This window comes from Enterococcus sp. AAFC-DPL-5182 (assembly GCF_058216605.1).
Map to the genome: position 1 here is coordinate 807,610 of NZ_CM177101.1, position 20,325 is coordinate 827,934.

The window sequence follows — 20,325 nt, forward strand, 5'->3', positions numbered from 1 at the left end:
GGAGGAATCATATTGACGAAAAAAGTGCCATTTACTGAACAAAGTGAACATAGTGAATGTGGGCTAGCTTGTACGACGATGGTTTTAAACTACTATGACGATAATGTGACGCTGAGCCACCTTCGTGATGTGTACGGTGTTCCTAAAGGTGGAAACACACTAACAAATTTAAAACAAATTTTATTGGATCGAGGAATTGAAACAAAGGCGATTCGAGTCCTAGATCTAGAAATTTTAGAGGAACAAGCTACACCTACGATCTGTTTTTGGGAAGAACGCCATTATATTGTATTAGAGAAACTAACAGGGAAAGAAGCAACAATTTTGGATCCTGCAAGTGGACGGAAAAAAATTAAAAGGGCAGAATTTGAAGCAAGCTTCTCTAATATTGCTTTGATTTTAACAGACGTTGACGTTACGATCACACAGCGAAAGAATAAAAAAAATGCTACTTGGCTGATCTTAAAAGGAATATTAACGGATCAAAAAGCAAAAGTTGCCTTGTTTATCGCCCTGACTCTGTTGATTCAAATGGTGACGATTGCAATTCCTAGACTGACGCAAATGATCATAGATAATGCAAATGTTGCTGTTTCTAATATCTTTCAAATCGGTTCAACGATCGCCATTCTTTTTATCGCTTATTATCTGCTGCAAGTTGCAAGAGGCTTAGTGTTGATCGTGTTGGAAAATTTATTTGATTTAACCTTGATGAAAGCCTTTATGAAAAAAATCATTCATTTACCGTTGCGTTTCTTCGTTAATCGTTCAACGGGGGATTTGATTTTTCGTGCGAACCTTAGTGTGATCATCCAGCAAATCATGAGTCAACGGATGTTGACAATCTCGGTAGATTTTTTATTTGTGTTCATCTATTTAATTTTAATGGTTAATTTATCACTAAAATTAACTCTAATTGCTATTTTCGGAGCATTTATGATGGGGGCTATTTCAGTTGTTAACTCGAAGCGAGTGCAAAGTATTACGAATAAAGAACTGATTGCTCAATCTAAAGTTCAGCGCATCTTGGTAGAATTATTTGAAGGAATGGAAACTGTTAAATCGTCTGGATCAGAAAATCAATTCTATGCAAAATGGCGTAATGAATTCAAAAATCAAATTATGTTACGGGCTGAGAAAAATCGCTTTTCAACGTGGGTTAGAACAATTCAAACATCCATTCAATTTATTTTGCCGATCGTTCTGATTTATGTAGGGCTGTTTCAAGTAACAAAAGGACAAGTGACATTGGGAGAACTTATCAGTTTTAATGCATTGTCCGGAGCCTTTATTGCGCCAATCGTCACCGTCTTTGATTCTTATACAGAGTTCTTACTTTTACGATCGTACTTTGGTAAGCTAAATGAGATTTTAGAAGCAAAAGATAATCCTCGTTTGGCAATTGACGGAGAAACAATAACAAGGGTTGATTCGGTGAGTGTTGAAGATGTTTCATTTAAATATAGCTACTTTGAGGAAGAGATTTTACATTCTGTTTCTTTCCAGATAGAACATGGAGATAAAGTTGCAATTGTAGGGAAAAGTGGTTCAGGGAAAAGCACATTATTGAAGTTATTGGCAGGCTTATACGATACAACTTCAGGACAAATCAGGTTCAACGATATCGATCTCAAACAAATTGATGACGTCTCGCTAAAAAAATGCATTAGTATTGTTAATCAAAAACCAACAATATTCAACGCTTCTTTATATGACAATATTGTGTTGAATCAAGCTGAGGCCACTGATGAACGAGTTGAGCAAGCAATCTTTGATTCTAGAGTAGATGAAATCATCATGAATTTACCTTTGGGATTAGAAACACAAATTTCAGAAGGTGGAATGAATTTATCGGGAGGCCAGATGCAGCGGATTTCCATTGCTCGAGCATTGGTAAAAGAAACAAGTTTACTTTTAATGGACGAACCGACAAGCTCTTTAGATAATATTTCAGAAAACTTTATCATGAACCGCTTAAAGACGTACGATTTCACCTGCATTATTGTGGCCCATAGATTAAATACGATTAAACATTTTGATCGAATTTTAGTTATGGATCAAGGAAGAATTGTTGAAGAAGGAACACATCAGGAATTATTAGCTCTAGAAGGCTATTACCATTCGATTTATTTTGATCCAACAAACGCCGTATAGCAAATAGATTACTGGTTGGGGTTAAGGAGAAATAAGGGGGAGAATAAGATGGCAGTTATTGGCTATATGCGTGTCAGTACGCACTATCAAAAATTTGATTCTCAACAACAAGCATTGGAGGAGTATGGTGTCGACCAAATATTCAAAGAATATGAAAGTGGACGCAAAAGTTTTCGTAATGAATTGAATAAAGCTTTGCAAATTTTGAAGCCTGGTGATACATTTGTTATTTTTAAATTGGATCGATTGGCTAGAGGTACGAAGCAACTGCTTGGATTGTTAGAAGAGTTTGATCGAAGAAATATTCATTTTGTCAGCATTGAAAATAATATTGATACCTCTACACCAATGGGGCGCTTCTTTTTTACGATCATGGGAGCATTTGCTGAAATGGAAGCAGAGTTGATCAGGGAACGTGTTTTGGCAGGATTGAGTGCAGCTAAAAAAAAGGGTGTCATTTTAGGCCGCCCCCCACTTGTCAATGAAGTGAATGAAGCACTTGAGCTTTATCACAACACAGATATTTCAACAGAGGAAATTTCAAAACGCTGTGGTATTTCTACATCAACGATTTATCATCATTTAAGAAAAGAAGGGATTTATCGGACTAAAAAAACAGCTGATATATCCAAAAATAATAAATATTTAGTCAGCAGCGGAGGAAAAAAATAAACAAAAAGAGCCGAAATCTCACATGATTTGGCTCTTTTTGTTTATTTTTTATTGTAAAATTCGAGCATACCTAGTAGCAAACTCATTATTGTAAGGTACCCCATTTACGTTAGTGCCGACATCCCAATTAGCTGACCACGTCATCAAGCCTTTGATTGGATTGCCATCTTTTGCTAACTGATCAAGCGCTTTGTAAACAGCTGTTGGGTCAATTACATATCCACTGCCAGCGCCATCAACATTTGCAGGTAGTCCTAACACAAGTTTATCATTTGGAATTTTTAAGAATGTCCGTGTGCCATGAATCATAGAGTCCGACATATAATAAAGAAATTCATATTTCAGCGCATCATTACTTTGTGGAATCCACTTGTTGATTTCATCTACCCAAACGCCGTCTCCACCTTGATTATATAACTGTGGTGCAATGTAGTCATAGTAACCATCTAAAGAAGTAATGTATTTTTCATAAGCGCCGCCTGGTTTTAAGTAAGGAAATTCAGGTGCCATTGTGATGATGAAGTTTTTACCTTGTGCTCTGTAATGTTCTTTGACTTTTTTCAAAGCGGTTGGGATAACAGTTTGATTATCACCTGCTGTAATGGCAGATTGCTCTAAATCAATATCCAGTCCATCAAAGCCGTATGTTTCCACTTGACGAATAATTTCATCAGCAAAGGCTTGTTCATCACCTGTTTTTAATTGAATATGAGCATCAGCACCACCTAAAGCAAGTAAGACAGCACGTCCTTGGCTATTAAGTAATGCGACATCTTGACGAAAAGCGGCATCTGTTTTGTTGTAAGGTGCAAACGTCGGAATTCGGCTAATACCATCACTTTTCATGAAGGATACTGGAACTACATTGTAGGTCTTATTCACTTCTGCTAATGAAATATTTGCAGAAGTTCCTTGTTTATAGCCATCGCGACCTTTAGAAGCCCAGTTATGCCAATAGCCAACAAGGACTTTTTTATTTGCTACGCTAACCATTTCGCTGGCTGAATCAGCGGCTTGTGCAGGAGTGGCTGTAAAAAAGCTGCCGGCAGCAATACCTGAAACGAGTAAAAAAGCAGGAATCAATTGTTTGATTTTCATATGCTTGTCTCCTTATAGTTTGTTTTATTTGACGTTGACGTCGATTGCTTGATAAAAAGCATTTGTCGTATCATAAACATTCCAAACAGCATAAATCACATGATACCCTTTACGGTCACTAGGAACGGTAATCGTATGGTTGACAGAAGCTTCTGGAATTGTTGCTTTGTCATCAACACGGCCGATCAAATCAAAATTTTTAATATCTAAAGGCTGATTTGGATTCCAACCTTGCTTCGTCATATAGTAATCCCACGTAGAAGTTCTATGACGAGCAGTTAAAGTCCAGTTGATTGCAAGTGGGCCTGTTGTAATATCTGTTTTATGCCAAAGATCAGCTGTTTGAACATCCAATGGCTCAAATCCACTAACACCTGCACTCGCTAATTTTCCTGGAATAAAAGTGTTTTTAGTTGTTTCAATACTTTGAGGTTCCCATTCAGCACGGCCAACATTTTTATTTATTTTTCCACCTTGACTACTGCCGAAATAAGCGCGGCTTCCTGGTGATGAAACATATCCATGCGCATGGGTGACAGTAGCTGAAACAGATAAACCTCCAGCTAATAAACTAAGTGTAAGTACTGCTTTGAGCATTGTTTTTTTCATTGTAATTCCTCCTAAAAGTATTTTGTAGCGCTTACAATAATAAATGTAACATGGTATTTTATATTATTCCAATAATATGCAACTATTTTTAAAATGATAATTCAGTGAGAGGATTTGCGAAATATATTCTTCAAAAAAGATGTATAGTTTAGTGGCATAAATCAGAAGAAAGTAAAAAATCGCTCGTTAAGATTATGCTGAATGCATGGTCCAAACGAACGATTCTTCATTGTCTGCTAATCTAACGAGTTAAGGTTTTTTCATCGTTAGCAATCACAGCTAATAAATTTTGATTGTTATTAAAGGTAGCAAAAACTTTCGCACTAGTAAAGTCAGGTGCTGTTAAATCGGGTGACTTCATAAAGTCGTTAAAAGCTGCTTCATATGCTAAAAGATCTAACATGTACAATGATTGATAGGTCTGATTTAAAAGCATCCCTTCAGAAGCCAGGTCAAAAGCAGTTGCATAATTTTTGATCAATGAATAAAATTTGGCGGTATTGAAAAACACCTTAGTCGCTTCAATAGGTATTTTTATCGTCATTTTTTTGAGCATATCGATCGATTTCTCATAATAAACTTGGGCTTTATCTAGTTCATTAGCCATTTCATATACGATCCCCAGGCTGTTGACGGAAAGAATGGCATAAATAGAATTTGAATCACCAAGTTCATCCGCTCTATAAAAATAAAATAAACTGTCTGTTGTATTGTTATAACCTAGTAAGTTAGTGATGCCCATAAAGTAAAACCAGCGAACTTCCAACTCTTTATTTTGGAAATCAGCAACATTTATTGACGTTTCTTTTAGCAATGAATGAGCTTCTTTATGTTTAAATGTATTGCACAGTTCTTCTACATTGTTTAATAAAGACATTAACTTCTTTTCGTCATTGTCATCTAGGACACTTTCTAGACTAAGATTTAATCTTTTGCATATCGCATCAAGAATCTCAAGGCTATCACAGACATTTTTGTTTTCAATATTACTAACGGTTCCTTGTGTACAAATTCCAGCGGCCAAAGTTACTTGCGACAATTTTTTCTGTTTCCTTACTGTTCGGATGATGTCTCCTTTGATTCTCATATTTTTCCCCTCTATGTTTATGCATTATAGTTCTAGTTTTATATAATAGTATGGTATTATTCTTTTAGAATCAACTAATTTTTTGGAGGGATAGCGATGGAAACACTTTTGGATCTGTTGAATGAAGTGCTTGTCTACGGGAATACTGGTCACGTATAGTGCAAAAAAATTAGTGAATAGAGTTTTTTTTTTAACAAATAGGTAAGACTAAAAAACTTTTTAGAACAGAGGGATAGACACTTCTGCTTTGAAAAGTTTTTTTGGAATATATAGAAAAAATATCTTAAAAACATAAAATTTAACAATTATTTTAAATATATCTTAAAAACAATTTTGAGAAAACATCGATTACTTGAATCTGTTTAAGCTATCATTATTTGTATCCTCGATTCAGTAACTTATGTTATAATTTACACAGTTATAGAAGCAAAAAAAGGAGGAGATCCAATGGCAAAAAAATTTACGACCCCGTATGAAGTTGCCTATTATGATGGCGATATTACAAGAAAAATGACAATTCCAGCAATGCTAGCTGTTGTGATCAAGACATCTGAAGAACAAAGCGATGCCTTAGAACGTGGTTCTGATTTTGTTGCTTCGTTTGGACTTGGCTGGGTTATTACCAATTATGAGATCCATATCACGCGTTTACCTAAAGTTGGAGAAAACCTCTCTATTACGACGCAAGCAATTGCGTATAATAAATATTTTTGTTACCGAAATTTTTGGATTCATGATGAACAAGGAAACGAATGTGTGTTGATCAAGTCGACTTTTGTCTTGATGGATAAAGAAAATCGCAAAATGAGCAGTGTTCTTCCTGAAATCATCGAGCCGTATGAAAGTGAAAAAATCAAGAAAATTTATCGTAGTGAAAAAATCGAAAAAGTGGAATCAGGGGACTTTTTACCCTATCGTGTTCGTTATTTTGATATTGATGGGAACCAGCATGTTAATAATGCGATCTACTTTAATTGGTTGCTAGATGTGTTAGGTTATGATTTTCTAAGTACACACGAGCCGACATTTATTAATGTGAAATTTGATAAAGAAGTGGAATATGGTCAGGTAGTAGAGAGCCATTATGAAATGCTTGAAGGTGAAGAAGGAATAACAACGCGGCATGAAATTCGAATCGATGGTCAAACCTATTGTGAAGCTAATATGAAATGGAAAAAAAGCTAATAGACTGATAGAACCAGATCAAATTTTGGGACTAAGGCAACTTTTTGTTTTGTCTTAGTCTTTTTTAGTATAAAATAATAGGTAAATAATCATTTTAACGATATGTACGTAATAGTGAATTGATAGGAATAGAAAGGACAACATACTCTATGATTCGTTTAGGTTTGACTTCTTTTAATGAACATGACAAGTTAACTGGAAAAAAGCGTTCTACTTTATATGAATACGCAGGTTATTTACCTTTGGTTGAGATGGACACAGCCTATTACGGCATTCCCAAACAAGAATCTGTTAGAGAATGGACTAAATCGGTTCCAGATGGCTTTCGTTTTGTGATGAAAGTCTATAGTGGGATCAGTTGCCAAGGCGAGTGGCAGCAGTATTATCAAAACGAAGAAGAAATGATTGAGGCATTTCTGACAAGTATGACGCCTATGATCGAAAGTGGTAAACTTTTTGCATTTCTGATTCAATTTTCTGGAACGTTTGCATGCACAAAGGAAAACGTTCAGTATTTGGGAAAAATTCGCCGCTGGTTTGCTGATCTGCCAATTGCGATAGAATTACGAAATGGTTCTTGGTATACCGCAAAATACATTAAACAAACACTGTCATTTATGAAAAACAATGAATTTTCATTAGTTGTGGTCGATGAACCGCAGATTCCTACAAATCCAGTGCCATTTTTCCCTTATGTTACGAATGATCAATTTGTCTTGTTCCGATTTCATGGACGTAACGCTGCTGGGTGGATGGCAAATGACAAGGATTGGCGTAAAAAGCGCACCTTATATCGCTATAACTCAGAGGAAATCGCAGATTTAAGTGAAGCTGTGGAAAAATTATCTCGTGAAGCCAAAGAAGTCGGTGTGATTTTTAACAATAATTCTGGCGGTGATGCGGCAGGCAACTTGCTGGAAATGAAAGCGGCATTGAATTTACAATATGAGAATTTAAACCCCAAACAAATGGGACTGTTTTAAAAAGAACATAGAATTATTAAAGAAAGGATTCCCATGATTAAAGCTATTTTCTTTGATATCGACGGCACTTTGGTGGATAAAAACAGCAAAGCGTTGATATCTACTAAAAAAGCAATTGCTCAAGCTCAGGCGCAAGGAATCATTTGTGGAGTAGCAACAGGTCGAGGACCTGTTCATTTAAGCAAACAAATAGATGAATTGAATTTAGATGTTTTTGTTGTCTACAACGGTCAATTGGTTTATACAGAGGAAGAAACGATTCGATCAGCACATTTTTCTGATGAAACCCTAAGAAGGATTGTTTCATTTTCTGACCACTATCATCGTCAGATCATGTTTGGCTCAAGAAGTAGTCTGGAAGGTAGTTCGCTGATGCGCTTTGGCCAAAATAAATGGGCTAAAAAAATTGTCCGTTTTTTACCCAAATATTTTCCTGCGAACTTTGTCAAAAATTTAATCAGCCGCTTTTCGATTCATAGAAAAGCACAACGTTATTTTGACCTGAATGTATTGAAAGAGCCGATTTATCAATGTGTTCTTTTAAGTCCTAAATCAGAGGAACAAGCTTTAAGAGAACAATTGCCTAATTGTCATATAACGCGCTCAAATCCGTATACAGTGGATATTATTCCAGCTGGTGGTTCAAAGTTAGTTGGAATTAAAAAGTGTGTTGATTATTATGGTATTTCGCTCGATGAAGTGATGGCCTTTGGCGATAGTTGGAATGATATAGAAATGCTAGCTGGCGTCGGTATTGGTGTCGCTATGGGAAATGCAGAAAAAGAAGTAAAGGAAGCTGCAAAGTACGTGACCACAACGAATGAAAAAGAAGGAATCTATCAAGCGTTGTTGCATTATGATATTATTGACTAGTTTTTTTGAAAATGATGAACCCTGTTTTTCATTCAAAACAGGCTGAACTTTTTTATACTTAGGAGGAACCTAATGAAAATCGATAATCCATTTGAAAAGACAGAAGCTTTTCACCAAAAGTTTGATAATAGAAGACCTGAGCTGCCAACACCATTTTCTGCCAAACAAGCGTCAGATCGAGCTGGTTTTAAAGTAGAAGAATTGGTTGAATTTCTTTATGGATCAGCGAATAATGATCCAGTCGTTTTTAAAGAACTAGTAACTCAGTTGAAAACATCTGTTGATCAGGCAGAAGAAAAAGTGCTCAGCAAGGAAAAGAAAGTAGAAGATCCCTTAGTTGAACAAGTGGATGCTTTGATTGATCTGTTATATTTTACGTATGGTTCATTCTCCTTGTTGGGTGTTGATCCGACCGAAATATTTTCAATTGTGCATGAGGCAAATATGGGGAAAATATTTCCCGATGGAAAGCCTCACTATCATCCTGTAACACATAAAGTGTTAAAACCAAATAATTGGGAAGCTGATTTTGCGCCAGAACCAAAAATTAAAGAAGAAATAAAACGTCAGTCTGAAGCTAAAATGAACGGAAAAAATAGCTGAAATCATAACTCAAAACAGAACGCTAATCGTTTTGTTTTGAGTTATTTTGATAGCATGTACTTAGACTTTTTCTGTAAATCAAGACATATCACAAATTCAGATTCAATAGAAAGTTCTAGTGAACTAAGACATTAAATAGACTATAAATGATTGTATTTACGTGGAAAAATCAAAATAAAGATTAAACAATAAAAAAGGAAAGAGTGTGATGAATTTTCAGTTTTTTGAAAATTCTCACACTCTTTAAACTAGGATCCAGTTTTAATTGAATGAATCCCAAAAGTTTTTTTGAAAATGTCTTATCCATAGAAAACTCACAATGATTAAGAGCAACAAAACACTTAAATTAAGCGGCCAAAAGGGGAAAGTCATGGCAGCAAAACCATAAATGCCTAAAAGAATCAAACTTACAAAAATTGAGCCGATCATTGTAAAGACTAATCCTACACTTCCAGAACCACGAGTAAACAATTGATTGACACTTGTCCACTCCAACAAGATAAAGCGAAGGTCTCTGGCAAAAAAACGTAAACAGAGCAGATAACTGCCAAACAGTGCCCCTGCCAATAAAATGATAGTAAACAGGATCGGTAATCGGAATAAAATCCCTCCAATCAATGCAATACCACCAGTTAATACAGATTGAATGATTAAGCCAACCAAAAACTTTTGTTTCATATATTTAGACATCGAAATAGGCAAAGTCTTTATAAAATTAAAGTTTTCTTGATCGAGAGAAATCATATTACTGATAAAAGAAGTCTGATTGACCGTCATACAAGCTAGAGCAATACCAGTTAAAAAAACTACACCGACAAAACGAAAATCGATATGACTCAAATCTAAGGATCCACCGATTGCAAATGTTACGATGAAGATCAAGGGCATCAGCAAAGAATTCGATAAAACTTGCATAATTAAATTTGGTTCTTTCAATAATTGCGTATTATAACTTATAAGCAATTGATTTAAATTTTGATTCGTTTTGTGTTTACGGCGACTTATACCTGTAGCAGTGGTTGCATCCGTTAGTTGTTCATAAAGTTTTGGTAAGATCAACACCTTGATAGCTAGCATCAATACTAGAAACAACCCAAGTAACCCAACGAAACTAATTAGCCCTGATGCAGTCAAAGGTTTGGAGACAATATAAAATAACGGAAGTAAAACAGAAATCGGATTACGGTCCATTTGACCTGTCTCGATAGAAGAACTTTGCCCATTCATAAAAATAATCCCGACAATCGCAATCGCCATTGAAATGCCTAACAATAAACTAGTAACAAGTTTTTTGTGTTTTTTGAAAAGTGCAGTTCTGGTTAAGCCAAAAACAATCAGACAGCAAACTGCAAAAACCGTTGCTAAGACTAATAAAAAGAGCAAAATTGCTAAAATAATCATGAGTGGTAGAAAAATTCCAGACCGCCATCCAGTCAATAAAAATACAATGAGCATTGGAAAGACAAAAGGCGTAACGGTTAAGGTCACTACCAAAATTTTCGCTGTAAAAATCATACTTTGGCGAAAAGGCAAAGGCAAATAAGCTGGTAAATCCTGACTTTCAAAAAAGACATTATAAATAACCGAAATCCCTTGTGAAAAAGCCAAAATACTAAATAATGCTACATAATAAGTAAAAAAACCAGGCATCTGACTGAAGTCGATAAAAAACATTGTCATGCCATAGATGAATAAAAACAAAACGCCAGATAGTAAATACTGGTTGATCAGAGCTTTCGTCAAAGCCTTTCCGCTTTTCCCTTTTTTTCGAGCCCGTTCTGTTACTTGAGGATTCGCATAACGTAGATTGACTCGCGTTAATTCTAACAACTGTGTTTTATTCATAGGATTCACCTTCGATACGTTCGACAAGTTGCGAATCTGATTGACGTCCAGCCATTTTTAAATAAATAGACTCTAATGTTTCATTCGGAGACTGCGCTAACAAATTATCAACAGAACCATTGTAGATGAGTTCACCTTTCTTTAAAATAGCTAAATGATCACACAACTGTTGTGCTGTATCTAATGCGTGAGTTGAAAATATCACAGTCTTTCCTTTGGCTGCATGGGCTTTCATCATTTCTTTCAAGTCAAAAGCTGCTTGGGGGTCTAGACCTTGTAAAGGTTCATCTAAAATCCAGATATCAGGATCAGGTAACAATGCACCGATTATAATTGTTTTTTGACGCATCCCATGTGAGAAACTGGCTAATGTCTCATCCTGATGACTTACCATATCAAATAAAGTAGCTAATTCATTTAAACGAGTTTGTTTTTGTGTCTCTTTAAGTTCATATGCCGCAGCAATCAAATCCCAATACTCACTTGCTGTCAGCTGTAAAAAGATATCTGGGGTATCAGGAACATAGGCAATCTTTTTCTTAATGGATTGTCGATGCTCCGCTAATTCTAATCCATCAACGGTAATTGAACCGCTAGACGGTTCAATAATACTCACTAAACTCTTAATAGTTGTCGACTTGCCTGCACCGTTGTGACCAAGAAAACCAAAAATCTCACCTTGTTTTATGGTTAAACTCAATTCTTTCAATGCTTCTTTTGATCCATAGTTTTTACTAACGTTAACTAACTCAATCATAATAAGTCCTCCTCGTTTTTTATAACCTATTTTTATTATACGCTGGTCATTTCCTGAAGAAAATGCTTTCTATTAAAAAACACACAGGAACTCCATATTCGGACTTCGCTGTGTATTTACTTTATATGTTAACGTTCAAAAAAAGTTTGATACAACGCTTGAATCGCTTTTTTCTCTTGATCCTCACGTATTCCAAACATAATACTAACCTCAGAAGAACCTTGGTTGATCATCTCCAAGTTGATTTTATTAAAAGCCAAAGCAGCAGTACTATCCGCCATTACACCGATTCTCTGACGCATTCCTTCACCTACGACCATCAACATCGACAAACCATGTGTAATTCGCAATTCGTCAGGTTCAAGTTCCTGTTCTAGACGTTTCATCAGTTCCTCTTCAATGTCGATCGTTAATTGACGCTCTCGCAAAATAATCGAAATATCATCGATCCCAGAAGGCATATGTTCATAACTAAGCCCTAATTCCTCCAGAATTTGCAATAAACGCCGACCAAATCCTAGCTCTCTATTCATTAAATACTTGCTGATATAAATGCTGGCAAATCCCTGGTCACTTGCAATTCCAACAACTGGATCGTGCTTTATCGTTCTAGAAGTTGTGATCAAAGTGCCTGGATGTTCAGGATTATTCGTATTCTTGATAACCACTGGAATATTGGCGCGGTAGGCAGGCATCAATGCTTCATCATGAAGCACTGCAAAACCAGCGTACGCTAATTCACGCATTTCCCGATAAGTTAGTTCTTTGATTGTTTTTGGTTCGTGAACAATCCCTGGGTGGGCAACAAAAATACCATTAACATCTGTAAAGTTTTCATAAAGATCAGCTTCCACACCTGCGGCAACGATCGATCCTGTTATGTCTGAACCACCTCTTGAAAATGTACAAATATCTCCAGCTTCTGTGAAACCGAAAAAGCCAGGGATGACCAAAATTTCTTCTGTTTCTTTAAACTGGTTGATTTTACTTGAAGAAGAAGGCAGAATACGCGCATTACCAGGTTCATCAGACACAATGATCCCAAGATCTTTTGGATTTTTGTAACGAGCATTCAAGCCGCGTTGCTGGAAAAAAGAAGCAACTAGCTTAGCATTGTTGTCTTCACCACTAGCTAAAAACGCATCAAAAAGATGAGGGTTGTCTTTTTTGGGTAAAGTTGCTAAGGTTTGAATGGCTTGTTGGATATTGCCTAAAACGTCTTTATCAAGCGTTAATTCATCCAAAATTGCTTCATAGCGACCAACGATTTTTCCGATGATATCAGTTGTATTTTCATTATTTAAATAAGCATTATAGTATGTGATAAGTAAATCCGTGACTTTAATATCATCTGATGAACGCTTACCAGGAGCTGAAACAACAACAAACTTTCGTGAAGCGTCTTCTTTTACGATGTGTAAAACTTTCTCTAACTGCGCAGCAGATGCTAATGAACTGCCTCCAAATTTTATGACTTTCACTTTTTTCACTCCTAATTTTAATAGATTTTTCATTATAATAGTAAAAGAATACCGAAATATGGACTGAAAAGCAACTGCAAAAATGACAATTATTCAATCTTTTCAGTTATTTTTCAACAAATTTCTTCATTTTTTTTCAAACATTTGTTAGACTGGTAGAGCTGAATAAGAATAGTCAAATGAAGGAGCGCCAAAATGACGCAAAGATATGAAGGAATTATTTTCGATATGGACGGCGTATTGGTCGATAGTGAAGAGTTTTATTATCAACGTAGAAAAGCATTTTTAAAAGAATATGATTTAACGATTGAGCAGATTCCGATCGCATTATTTATTGGAGCAGATATGCGGAGTTTATGGGAGACGATTCTTGAAGTTAATGATACAATCTATGATGAAGTTTTCTTAAGTGAAAAATATCATCAATATAAAGAGAAACATCCGATTGATTACACAGACTTGATCGATCCAGATGCGAAACGAGTCTTGCAGTTTTTTAAAAGAAAAGGCTATAAAATTGCTTTGGCCTCTTCTTCAAAGATGGATGTGATTCAAGAAGTATTGAAAGTGGGGCAATTGGCTAGCTATTTTGATGTGATCGTAAGTGGCACACAATTTAAACAGAGTAAGCCAGCACCCGAGATTTATGAGTATACAGCACAAGAGTTAGGTCTGAAACCTGAAGTCTGTCTGGTAATCGAAGATTCTGAAAAAGGGATTCGCTCAGCTCATGATGCTGGTGCAAGTGTCTGGGCCTTGAAAGATAAACGGTTTGGCATGAATCAGCAATTAGCGGATGTCCAGTTGGAGACGTTGAGTGATGTGTGCAAAAAGTTGCAAATGACTGAGAAAGTCGGTTAAACTAACTAATAGGCGGAATAGTTTTGTTACAATATTACAAAGTCAAAACATTTCTTAAAAAAATACAATTAGTTAGTGCTTGATGGACGGGTTTGTGATATAATTTTCTGTAGGTGTTTTTAAGAAAAATTAAGTAGATAAGAGAATATTGTGACTGCAGATAAAGGTGTTTTCGTTATTTATCAGCTGTTGCATATCATATATGGACTAATAAACGGAGGAACCATGAATGAAGAATAATCTGATCATTATCGTAGTTTTAGCTATAATAATCATCGCAGCAGTTTTGTATTTAGTTGGTTATTTTATGAGAAAGAAAAATCAAATGAAACTCGATGATCTGGAAAAGAGGAAAGAAGAACTGTTCGACTTGCCGGTGATCGAAGAGGTCGATGATGTCAAGAAGATGCACATGGTCGGGCAAAGTCAAAACACGTTTAGAGAATGGAATCAGCGTTGGACCGAGATTTCTACTCGTTCTTTTGCAGAGCTAGAAAGTCAGATTTTTGAAGTAGAAAATTTAAATGAAACCTTCCGTTTTATGAAAGCGAAAAAGGCAGTTGCTGAAGCTGATCAGACGATGACTGAGATGGAATCAGAAGTTGAGATCATCCGTAACGGTCTGAAAGAACTGCGTGAAAGTGAAGAACGTAATTCACTTGAAGTTCAAAAAGCGTTAGATGTTTACGAAGAGATCAGTAAATTACTTCATGATGAAAAATCAGAATTTGGTTCTGCTTATCCTGAATTACAAAAACAAATCAAAAATATCGAAATCGAATTTACTCAGTTTGTAACATTGAATACATCAGGAGATCCGATTGAAGCTCGTGAAGTTTTAGAAAATGCCGAACGTCACACATATGAGTTAGATGATGTGATGAAACGGATCCCACCGCTTTATGACGAATTAAATCGGACTTTCCCTGATCAATTAAAAGAGATCGAAGATGGCTACAAACGTCTACTTGCGGATCATTATGTGTTCCCAGAAAAGAATTTTGAAGATGAATTAAGACGTGTTCAAAAACGTGTTAAAAATTCAACAGTCGATTTAGAGAAGACAGAAGTGGATGCAGTTGAAGTAGCTAATCGTGATACAGCTAATGCTATCGATGCATTATATGAAATCATGGAACGTGAGATCAATGCTAAGAAATATGTAATGACCAACCATAAAGTGGTCGGAGATTATATTGCTCATGCATTGAAAAATAATCGTCAATTGATGATTGAATTAGATCATACATCTCAAAGTTATACGTTGAATCATAATGAGTTAGGACGTTCAAGAGGCTTCCAAACAGAAATCGAAGAACTGATCCGCCGCTATGAAGATTTCGAACCAAAATTAAAAGAGCATACGATTCCTTTTTCAGAAGTTCAAGCATTCTTTAAAGATTGCTATAAAATCCTAGATGACATCGAAAATCAACAAGTAGAAATCGATGATTCATTGAAAGATTTACGTAAAGGTGAAAAAGTTGCTCAAGAAAAAGTCGATCAATATGATTTCCGTTTACGCAACATCAAACGTTATGTTGAAAAACAACGTTTACCTGGATTACCAGCTGATTACTTGGAATTCTTCTTCGTAGCAACCGATCGTATTGAAGAGCTAAGCAAGGCTTTAAATAGAATTCGCATCAACATGGAAGAAATCAAAAAACTTTCTGATCTTTGTAATGAAGACTTGGAATTACTAGATAAGAAAACAAACGATTTAGTTAACTCTGCTGCATTGACAGAACAAATGATGCAATATGCAAATCGTTACCGTCATACACATGAAGCAATTCGCGTGGCGATGGAAAATAGTTTAGAACTATTCTCGAAAGAATACAGATATCAAGATGCTCTAGATGAAATTGGGACAGCTTTAGAAAGAGTAGAACCAGGAGCATTTAGAAGAATCGAAGATTTCTATTTCAATAATCTTGATGCGATTTAAATAAGTAAGGGTGAGACAAGCGTCTCACCTTTTTATTTTGTTCGATAGGTTGAACTACTAAATTAGAAAGTATATAATAGGAAAGAATTTCAAAAGAAGAAGGTTTTTTAGATGATATATTTTGATAACAGTGCAACAACACCGATTTATCCTCAAGCTTTAGATACTTATATAAAAGTAAGCCAACGTATTATTGGCAACCCGTCTAGTTTACATGATTTGGGTAATCAAGCAAGTCGACTGTTAGAACAGTCACGTAAGCAAATCGCGGATCTGATTCAAGTGAAATCAAATGAGATTTATTTTACAAGCGGAGGAACAGAAGGCGATAATTGGGTATTAAAAGGAACTGCTTTAGAAAAACAAACATTTGGTCGTCATATCATTATTTCAAATATTGAGCATCCAGCTGTTGCTGAAACAGCGGGGCAATTAGCAGAAAATGGCTTTGAAATTTCAATAGCCCCTGTTGATGAACGTGGATTTGTGAGAGTGGATGAACTAGCCAAACTGATTCGCAAAGATACGATTTTAGTTTCGATCATGGCTGTTAATAATGAAATAGGTTCGATTCAACCCATTCAAGCAATTAGTGATTGCTTAGCAGATTATCCAACTATTCATTTTCATGTAGATGCGGTTCAAGCAATCAGTAAAGTCGAACAGGAAAAATGGTTGACACCGCGTGTGGATTTCGCAACCTTTTCTGCTCATAAATTTCATGGGCCTAGAGGTGTTGGTTTTATTTATTGGAAACATGGACGTAAACTGCAACCATTATTAAATGGTGGCGGTCAAGAAAGTAATCAAAGAAGCAGTACGGAAAATGTTGCTGGAATCGTTTCTATGGCGAAAGCTTTACGTCTATATATGGATAAGAAAGCAGATAAACCTGAGCATACTGCAACCATTCGTCGCTATCTGATCGAAGCACTGCAAGAATATCCTAACGTGACAGTTTTCTCAAAGGGAACCACGGACTTTGCTCCTCATATTTTATGTTTTGCTTTAAAAGGGATTCGTGGAGAAGTCTTAGTACATGCCTTAGAGGAAAAACAAATTTATACCTCAACAACTAGTGCTTGTTCTAGTCGTAAAAAATTAGCTAGCAGTACGTTACATGCAATGAAGGTCCCTGATTCCTTAGCAACATCGGCTATTCGAGTCAGCTTAGATGAAAGTAATACCATTGCAGAAGCCGAACAATTTATGATTATCTTTAATCAACTCTATAAAAAATTCTCGCTAATAAATGGCTAGAAGAATCAAAAAATCAAGCTTCACAGAAAAGGATTGAAACATATTGAATTATACTGAAATTATGGTTCGCTACGGTGAACTTTCAACTAAAGGAAAGAATAGAAAGTCATTCATTTCCCAACTTGCACAAAACGTTAAAAGAGTACTTGGTGATTTTCCAGCAGTAAAAATCCATGCTGACCGCGATCGAATGCACTTACTGCTAAATGGTGAAGACAGCGCACAAATTTTGCCTAAATTAGAAAAAGTCTTTGGTATCCAAAACTTTTCTCCTAGTGTTCGGGTAGAAAAAACAATGCCGGCAATTCGAGAAATGGTTCAAACAATCATCAAATCTGCTTATAAGCCAGGTCAAACATTTAAAATTACTTCTAAACGCTCTGATCATAGTTTTGAATTGGATTCAAATGAATTAAACCGTGAACTAGGCGGAGCAGTTTTTGAGGTTTTTCCAGAAATTTCTGTACAAATGAAGAAACCAGATATCAATATTCGGGTAGAAATCCGCAATGAAGGTGCCTATCTTTCATATGAAACGATTCGTGGTGCTGGTGGTTTGCCAGTTGGAACTAGTGGTCGTGGCATGTTGATGCTTTCTGGCGGAATCGATTCACCTGTTGCAGGATACTTATCGATGAAACGCGGCGTAGAAGTGGAAGCTGTTCATTTCGCTAGCCCACCGTATACCAGTGAACAAGCACTGCAAAAAGCGAAAGATTTAGCTGCTAAAATCGCGCCTTATGCTGGCAGTATCCAATTTATCGAAGTACCATTTACTGAAATTCAAGAAGAAATCAAACGAGTTGTGCCAGAAGGATATCTAATGACTGTGACACGTCGAATGATGTTACGCTTGACTGATGCGATTCGGGAACAAAGAAAAGGCTTAGTCATTATCAATGGAGAATCACTGGGACAAGTGGCTTCACAAACGCTGCAAAGTATGGTCGCCATCAACGAAGTGACCACAACTCCGATTATTCGCCCAGTTGTTTCGATGGATAAAGGCGAAATCATTGAGATTGCTGAAAAAATCGATACCTTTGAATTAGCAATCCAACCATTTGAAGATTGCTGTACAATTTTTGCACCCCCTCAACCTAAAACGAGACCAAAATTAGATAAAGCGCAAGCTTATGAAGCTCGATTAGATATAGAAGGATTAATGGCTCGCTCAATGGCTGGATTGAAAGTTAGTGAAATAACTGAATCAAGTGAATACGACGAAGAATTTTCCGATTTACTATAAAAGTTGAAAGAACAGACTTGATAACGCTATCGAATCTGTTCTTTTTTATTTATTAGGTTTTTCTAATATCTGCTATTTTTTTCACAAACAAGTTGCTGAGTATCTTCAAGCATGCTAAACTATATATGTGAATTAAGTAACAAGGAGGTTGGAAAATGAAAGAATTACATAAAGAAAAAACAATGCCAAAAGCTACAGCAAGGCGCTTACCATTGTACTTACGTTATTTGAAAATGTTAGGAGATTCAGGTGTGACGAGAATTAAATCAAAAGAATTTAGTGATGTCATTCAAGTGCCGCCTGCAACTATTCGTCGTGATTTTTCTCACTTAGGTGAATTGGGACGGAGTGGCTATGGTTATGATGTGCCATACTTGATCGAAGTTTTTAGTCATATTTTAAATACCCAAGAAGAAAAGCGAATTGCATTGATTGGTTGTGGTAACTTAGGAAAAGCGTTGGTCAAAAATAATTTCAGAAGAAATGAAAACTTGAATATTGTTTGTGCGTTTGATATAGAAGAAGAGCTTGTTGGACTATCAGTTGATGATATAATTATCCAACCAATGGAAAATCTAGCTGAAGAAGTCAAAAAAACAGGTGTGACTGTTGCGATTTCAACTGTACCAAGTCAATTTGCGCAAGAGGCGATTGATAAAATCGTTGATGCTGGCATTACAGCGATTTTAAACTTTGCTCCAGATCGAGTAACTGTTCCGAATAATGTGAACGTTCAATATATCGATTTGACAACAGAGTTGCAAACATTGATTTACTTTGATGAAACTTTCCCACATAAAAATGTATAGAAGGCAAGAACTTTGTCTTCTATCGTTCCTTCCTCTATACTTAACATAGGATGTTTAGCTGTAATGGCGAACTCGTTACATTTTTTTAATTTAGGAGGGAAAATAATGATAGTAACAAAAAAAGGTGAAGAAGTAGAAATTATCGGTACACAACCTGAAGTAGGAGTGAAAGCGCCAAATTTTTCATTAAAAAATTTAAATGACGAAGTAGTGAATCTAAGTGAGTTCACTGGTACTCCAGTCTTGATTAGTGTTGTTCCTGATATTGATACTAGAATATGTTCTCTACAAACTAAACGTTTCAACGAAGAAGCTGCTAAAGTAGAAGGTGTAAAATTTATTACGATTTCTAATAATACAAAAGATGAGCAAGCAAATTGGTGTGCAGCTGAAGGTGTTGATATGGAAATTTTACATGATACCGAAGGAACATTTGGAGAAGCATACGGCTTATTTATTCCTGCAATGGGACGATTAGCTCGTGGTATTTTTGTGATCGATAAAGACGGTAAAATTGTTTATGAAGCAATTTCTAAAGAAATTGCGGAAGAGCCTGATTATGGTACTGCATTGGAGAAGGTAAAAGCAGCTCGTTAATTTTTTTCAAATTGACTTATATTCAATATCAATGTTAAAATAAACCAAAGACCATGATCAAGAGGAGTATTACTGGCATCGTCCTAGAGAGAAAATCATTTGGTGGAAGATTTTCACATAACCAGTAAGAAGGTAGCTTGGGAGTCAATGATTTGAATGTAGTAGATGATTCGAGTAGTGATCGTTACCTCACGAATGAAGCGGTGTCTGATTTTTCAGACACAATTTAGGTGGTACCGCGTATAATGTTT

18 protein-coding genes and 1 other annotated feature (1 of these 19 only partly in view) are annotated in these 20,325 nt (G+C 36.0%); of the genes, 12 read left to right on the plus strand and 6 right to left on the minus strand.

What is annotated here, in order from left to right; genetic code table 11:
• Positions 1 to 12 precede the first annotated feature (12 nt).
• Together AC4BB7_RS03685 and AC4BB7_RS03690 are read left to right on the plus strand one after the other, a co-directional pair.
• Positions 13 to 2,154, plus strand: a complete 2,142-nt coding sequence (locus AC4BB7_RS03685) for a peptidase domain-containing ABC transporter (RefSeq protein WP_490484471.1) — start codon at positions 13 to 15, stop codon at positions 2,152 to 2,154.
• A gap of 48 nt (positions 2,155 to 2,202) precedes the next feature.
• Positions 2,203 to 2,826 carry a recombinase family protein gene (locus tag AC4BB7_RS03690; RefSeq protein WP_086315601.1) on the plus strand — a complete coding sequence of 208 codons (624 nt, stop codon included), beginning with the start codon at positions 2,203 to 2,205 and terminating at the stop codon, positions 2,824 to 2,826.
• A gap of 48 nt (positions 2,827 to 2,874) precedes the next feature.
• Here AC4BB7_RS03690 and AC4BB7_RS03695 read toward each other — a convergent pair whose 3' ends face one another.
• From AC4BB7_RS03695 to AC4BB7_RS03705, 3 genes are all read right to left on the minus strand, one after another.
• A complete protein-coding gene (locus AC4BB7_RS03695; protein ID WP_086315602.1) occupies positions 2,875 to 3,924 on the minus strand; it encodes a chitinase in 1,050 nt (349 codons plus the stop codon).
• 24 nt (positions 3,925 to 3,948) lie between these two features.
• The gene (locus AC4BB7_RS03700) at positions 3,949 to 4,533 is read right to left on the minus strand and encodes a lytic polysaccharide monooxygenase (protein ID WP_490484472.1); all 585 of its coding nucleotides are present in this window, start codon (positions 4,531 to 4,533) and stop codon (positions 3,949 to 3,951) included.
• A 241-nt stretch (positions 4,534 to 4,774) separates the two neighbouring features.
• Positions 4,775 to 5,620 carry a helix-turn-helix domain-containing protein gene (locus AC4BB7_RS03705; RefSeq protein WP_086315604.1) on the minus strand — a complete coding sequence of 282 codons (846 nt, stop codon included), beginning with the start codon at positions 5,618 to 5,620 and terminating at the stop codon, positions 4,775 to 4,777.
• A gap of 447 nt (positions 5,621 to 6,067) precedes the next feature.
• Between AC4BB7_RS03705 and AC4BB7_RS03710 the strand changes: the two genes are divergently transcribed.
• From AC4BB7_RS03710 to AC4BB7_RS03725, 4 genes are all read left to right on the plus strand, one after another.
• Positions 6,068 to 6,805 (plus strand): acyl-ACP thioesterase domain-containing protein, encoded by a 738-nt coding sequence (locus AC4BB7_RS03710; protein WP_086315605.1) that lies wholly within the window; start codon positions 6,068 to 6,070, stop codon positions 6,803 to 6,805.
• A gap of 149 nt (positions 6,806 to 6,954) precedes the next feature.
• Positions 6,955 to 7,788: a DUF72 domain-containing protein gene (locus AC4BB7_RS03715; RefSeq protein ID WP_086315606.1), complete on the plus strand. Its 834-nt coding sequence runs from the start codon at positions 6,955 to 6,957 to the stop codon at positions 7,786 to 7,788.
• A gap of 33 nt (positions 7,789 to 7,821) precedes the next feature.
• The gene (locus AC4BB7_RS03720; RefSeq protein WP_490484473.1) at positions 7,822 to 8,661 is read left to right on the plus strand and encodes a Cof-type HAD-IIB family hydrolase; all 840 of its coding nucleotides are present in this window, start codon (positions 7,822 to 7,824) and stop codon (positions 8,659 to 8,661) included.
• A 72-nt stretch (positions 8,662 to 8,733) separates the two neighbouring features.
• Complete coding sequence (locus tag AC4BB7_RS03725; protein WP_086315608.1) at positions 8,734 to 9,264, plus strand: pyrophosphohydrolase domain-containing protein; 531 nt, start codon at positions 8,734 to 8,736, stop codon at positions 9,262 to 9,264.
• 261 nt (positions 9,265 to 9,525) lie between these two features.
• Here AC4BB7_RS03725 and AC4BB7_RS03730 read toward each other — a convergent pair whose 3' ends face one another.
• From AC4BB7_RS03730 to AC4BB7_RS03740, 3 genes are all read right to left on the minus strand, one after another.
• Positions 9,526 to 11,109, minus strand: coding sequence for an ABC transporter (locus tag AC4BB7_RS03730; RefSeq protein ID WP_490484474.1), 1,584 nt, complete (start codon positions 11,107 to 11,109; stop codon positions 9,526 to 9,528).
• Entirely contained in the window at positions 11,102 to 11,866 is a 765-nt protein-coding gene (locus tag AC4BB7_RS03735) for an ABC transporter ATP-binding protein (protein WP_490484475.1), read from the minus strand. Before AC4BB7_RS03735 ends, AC4BB7_RS03730 begins: the two co-directional genes overlap by 8 nt.
• Positions 11,867 to 11,994: 128 nt before the next feature.
• The gene (locus tag AC4BB7_RS03740) at positions 11,995 to 13,347 is read right to left on the minus strand and encodes an aspartate kinase (protein WP_490484476.1); all 1,353 of its coding nucleotides are present in this window, start codon (positions 13,345 to 13,347) and stop codon (positions 11,995 to 11,997) included.
• Between the two features lie 195 nt (positions 13,348 to 13,542).
• Between AC4BB7_RS03740 and AC4BB7_RS03745 the strand changes: the two genes are divergently transcribed.
• From AC4BB7_RS03745 to tpx, 6 genes are all read left to right on the plus strand, one after another.
• Positions 13,543 to 14,208 (plus strand): HAD family hydrolase, encoded by a 666-nt coding sequence (locus AC4BB7_RS03745; protein WP_490484477.1) that lies wholly within the window; start codon positions 13,543 to 13,545, stop codon positions 14,206 to 14,208.
• Positions 14,209 to 14,437: 229 nt separating this feature from the next.
• Complete coding sequence (ezrA, locus tag AC4BB7_RS03750; RefSeq protein WP_086315613.1) at positions 14,438 to 16,159, plus strand: septation ring formation regulator EzrA; 1,722 nt, start codon at positions 14,438 to 14,440, stop codon at positions 16,157 to 16,159.
• Positions 16,160 to 16,270: 111 nt separating this feature from the next.
• Entirely contained in the window at positions 16,271 to 17,419 is a 1,149-nt protein-coding gene (locus tag AC4BB7_RS03755; RefSeq protein ID WP_490484478.1) for a cysteine desulfurase family protein, read from the plus strand.
• A 43-nt stretch (positions 17,420 to 17,462) separates the two neighbouring features.
• Positions 17,463 to 18,668, plus strand: a complete 1,206-nt coding sequence (gene thiI / locus AC4BB7_RS03760; RefSeq protein ID WP_490484479.1) for a tRNA uracil 4-sulfurtransferase ThiI — start codon at positions 17,463 to 17,465, stop codon at positions 18,666 to 18,668.
• Positions 18,669 to 18,823: 155 nt separating this feature from the next.
• Positions 18,824 to 19,477 carry a redox-sensing transcriptional repressor Rex gene (locus AC4BB7_RS03765; RefSeq protein ID WP_086315616.1) on the plus strand — a complete coding sequence of 218 codons (654 nt, stop codon included), beginning with the start codon at positions 18,824 to 18,826 and terminating at the stop codon, positions 19,475 to 19,477.
• 105 nt (positions 19,478 to 19,582) lie between these two features.
• The gene (gene tpx, locus AC4BB7_RS03770; protein WP_490484480.1) at positions 19,583 to 20,074 is read left to right on the plus strand and encodes a thiol peroxidase; all 492 of its coding nucleotides are present in this window, start codon (positions 19,583 to 19,585) and stop codon (positions 20,072 to 20,074) included.
• Between the two features lie 44 nt (positions 20,075 to 20,118).
• Positions 20,119 to 20,325 (plus strand) — a binding site (T-box leader) (it continues 13 nt past the right edge of the window).

Bases quoted from the DNA above. Each gene is read 5' to 3' on its own strand.
- AC4BB7_RS03690 (WP_086315601.1), top strand. From the start codon at position 2,203: ATGGCAGTTATTGGCTATATGCGTGTCAGTACGCACTATCAAAAATTT.
- AC4BB7_RS03695 (WP_086315602.1), bottom strand. From the start codon at position 3,924: ATGAAAATCAAACAATTGATTCCTGCTTTTTTACTCGTTTCAGGTATT.
- AC4BB7_RS03700 (WP_490484472.1), bottom strand. From the start codon at position 4,533: ATGAAAAAAACAATGCTCAAAGCAGTACTTACACTTAGTTTATTAGCT.
- AC4BB7_RS03705 (WP_086315604.1), bottom strand. From the start codon at position 5,620: ATGAGAATCAAAGGAGACATCATCCGAACAGTAAGGAAACAGAAAAAA.
- AC4BB7_RS03710 (WP_086315605.1), top strand. From the start codon at position 6,068: ATGGCAAAAAAATTTACGACCCCGTATGAAGTTGCCTATTATGATGGC.
- AC4BB7_RS03715 (WP_086315606.1), top strand. From the start codon at position 6,955: ATGATTCGTTTAGGTTTGACTTCTTTTAATGAACATGACAAGTTAACT.
- AC4BB7_RS03720 (WP_490484473.1), top strand. From the start codon at position 7,822: ATGATTAAAGCTATTTTCTTTGATATCGACGGCACTTTGGTGGATAAA.
- AC4BB7_RS03725 (WP_086315608.1), top strand. From the start codon at position 8,734: ATGAAAATCGATAATCCATTTGAAAAGACAGAAGCTTTTCACCAAAAG.
- AC4BB7_RS03730 (WP_490484474.1), bottom strand. From the start codon at position 11,109: ATGAATAAAACACAGTTGTTAGAATTAACGCGAGTCAATCTACGTTAT.
- AC4BB7_RS03735 (WP_490484475.1), bottom strand. From the start codon at position 11,866: ATGATTGAGTTAGTTAACGTTAGTAAAAACTATGGATCAAAAGAAGCA.
- AC4BB7_RS03745 (WP_490484477.1), top strand. From the start codon at position 13,543: ATGACGCAAAGATATGAAGGAATTATTTTCGATATGGACGGCGTATTG.
- ezrA (WP_086315613.1), top strand. From the start codon at position 14,438: ATGAAGAATAATCTGATCATTATCGTAGTTTTAGCTATAATAATCATC.
- AC4BB7_RS03755 (WP_490484478.1), top strand. From the start codon at position 16,271: ATGATATATTTTGATAACAGTGCAACAACACCGATTTATCCTCAAGCT.
- AC4BB7_RS03765 (WP_086315616.1), top strand. From the start codon at position 18,824: ATGAAAGAATTACATAAAGAAAAAACAATGCCAAAAGCTACAGCAAGG.
- tpx (WP_490484480.1), top strand. From the start codon at position 19,583: ATGATAGTAACAAAAAAAGGTGAAGAAGTAGAAATTATCGGTACACAA.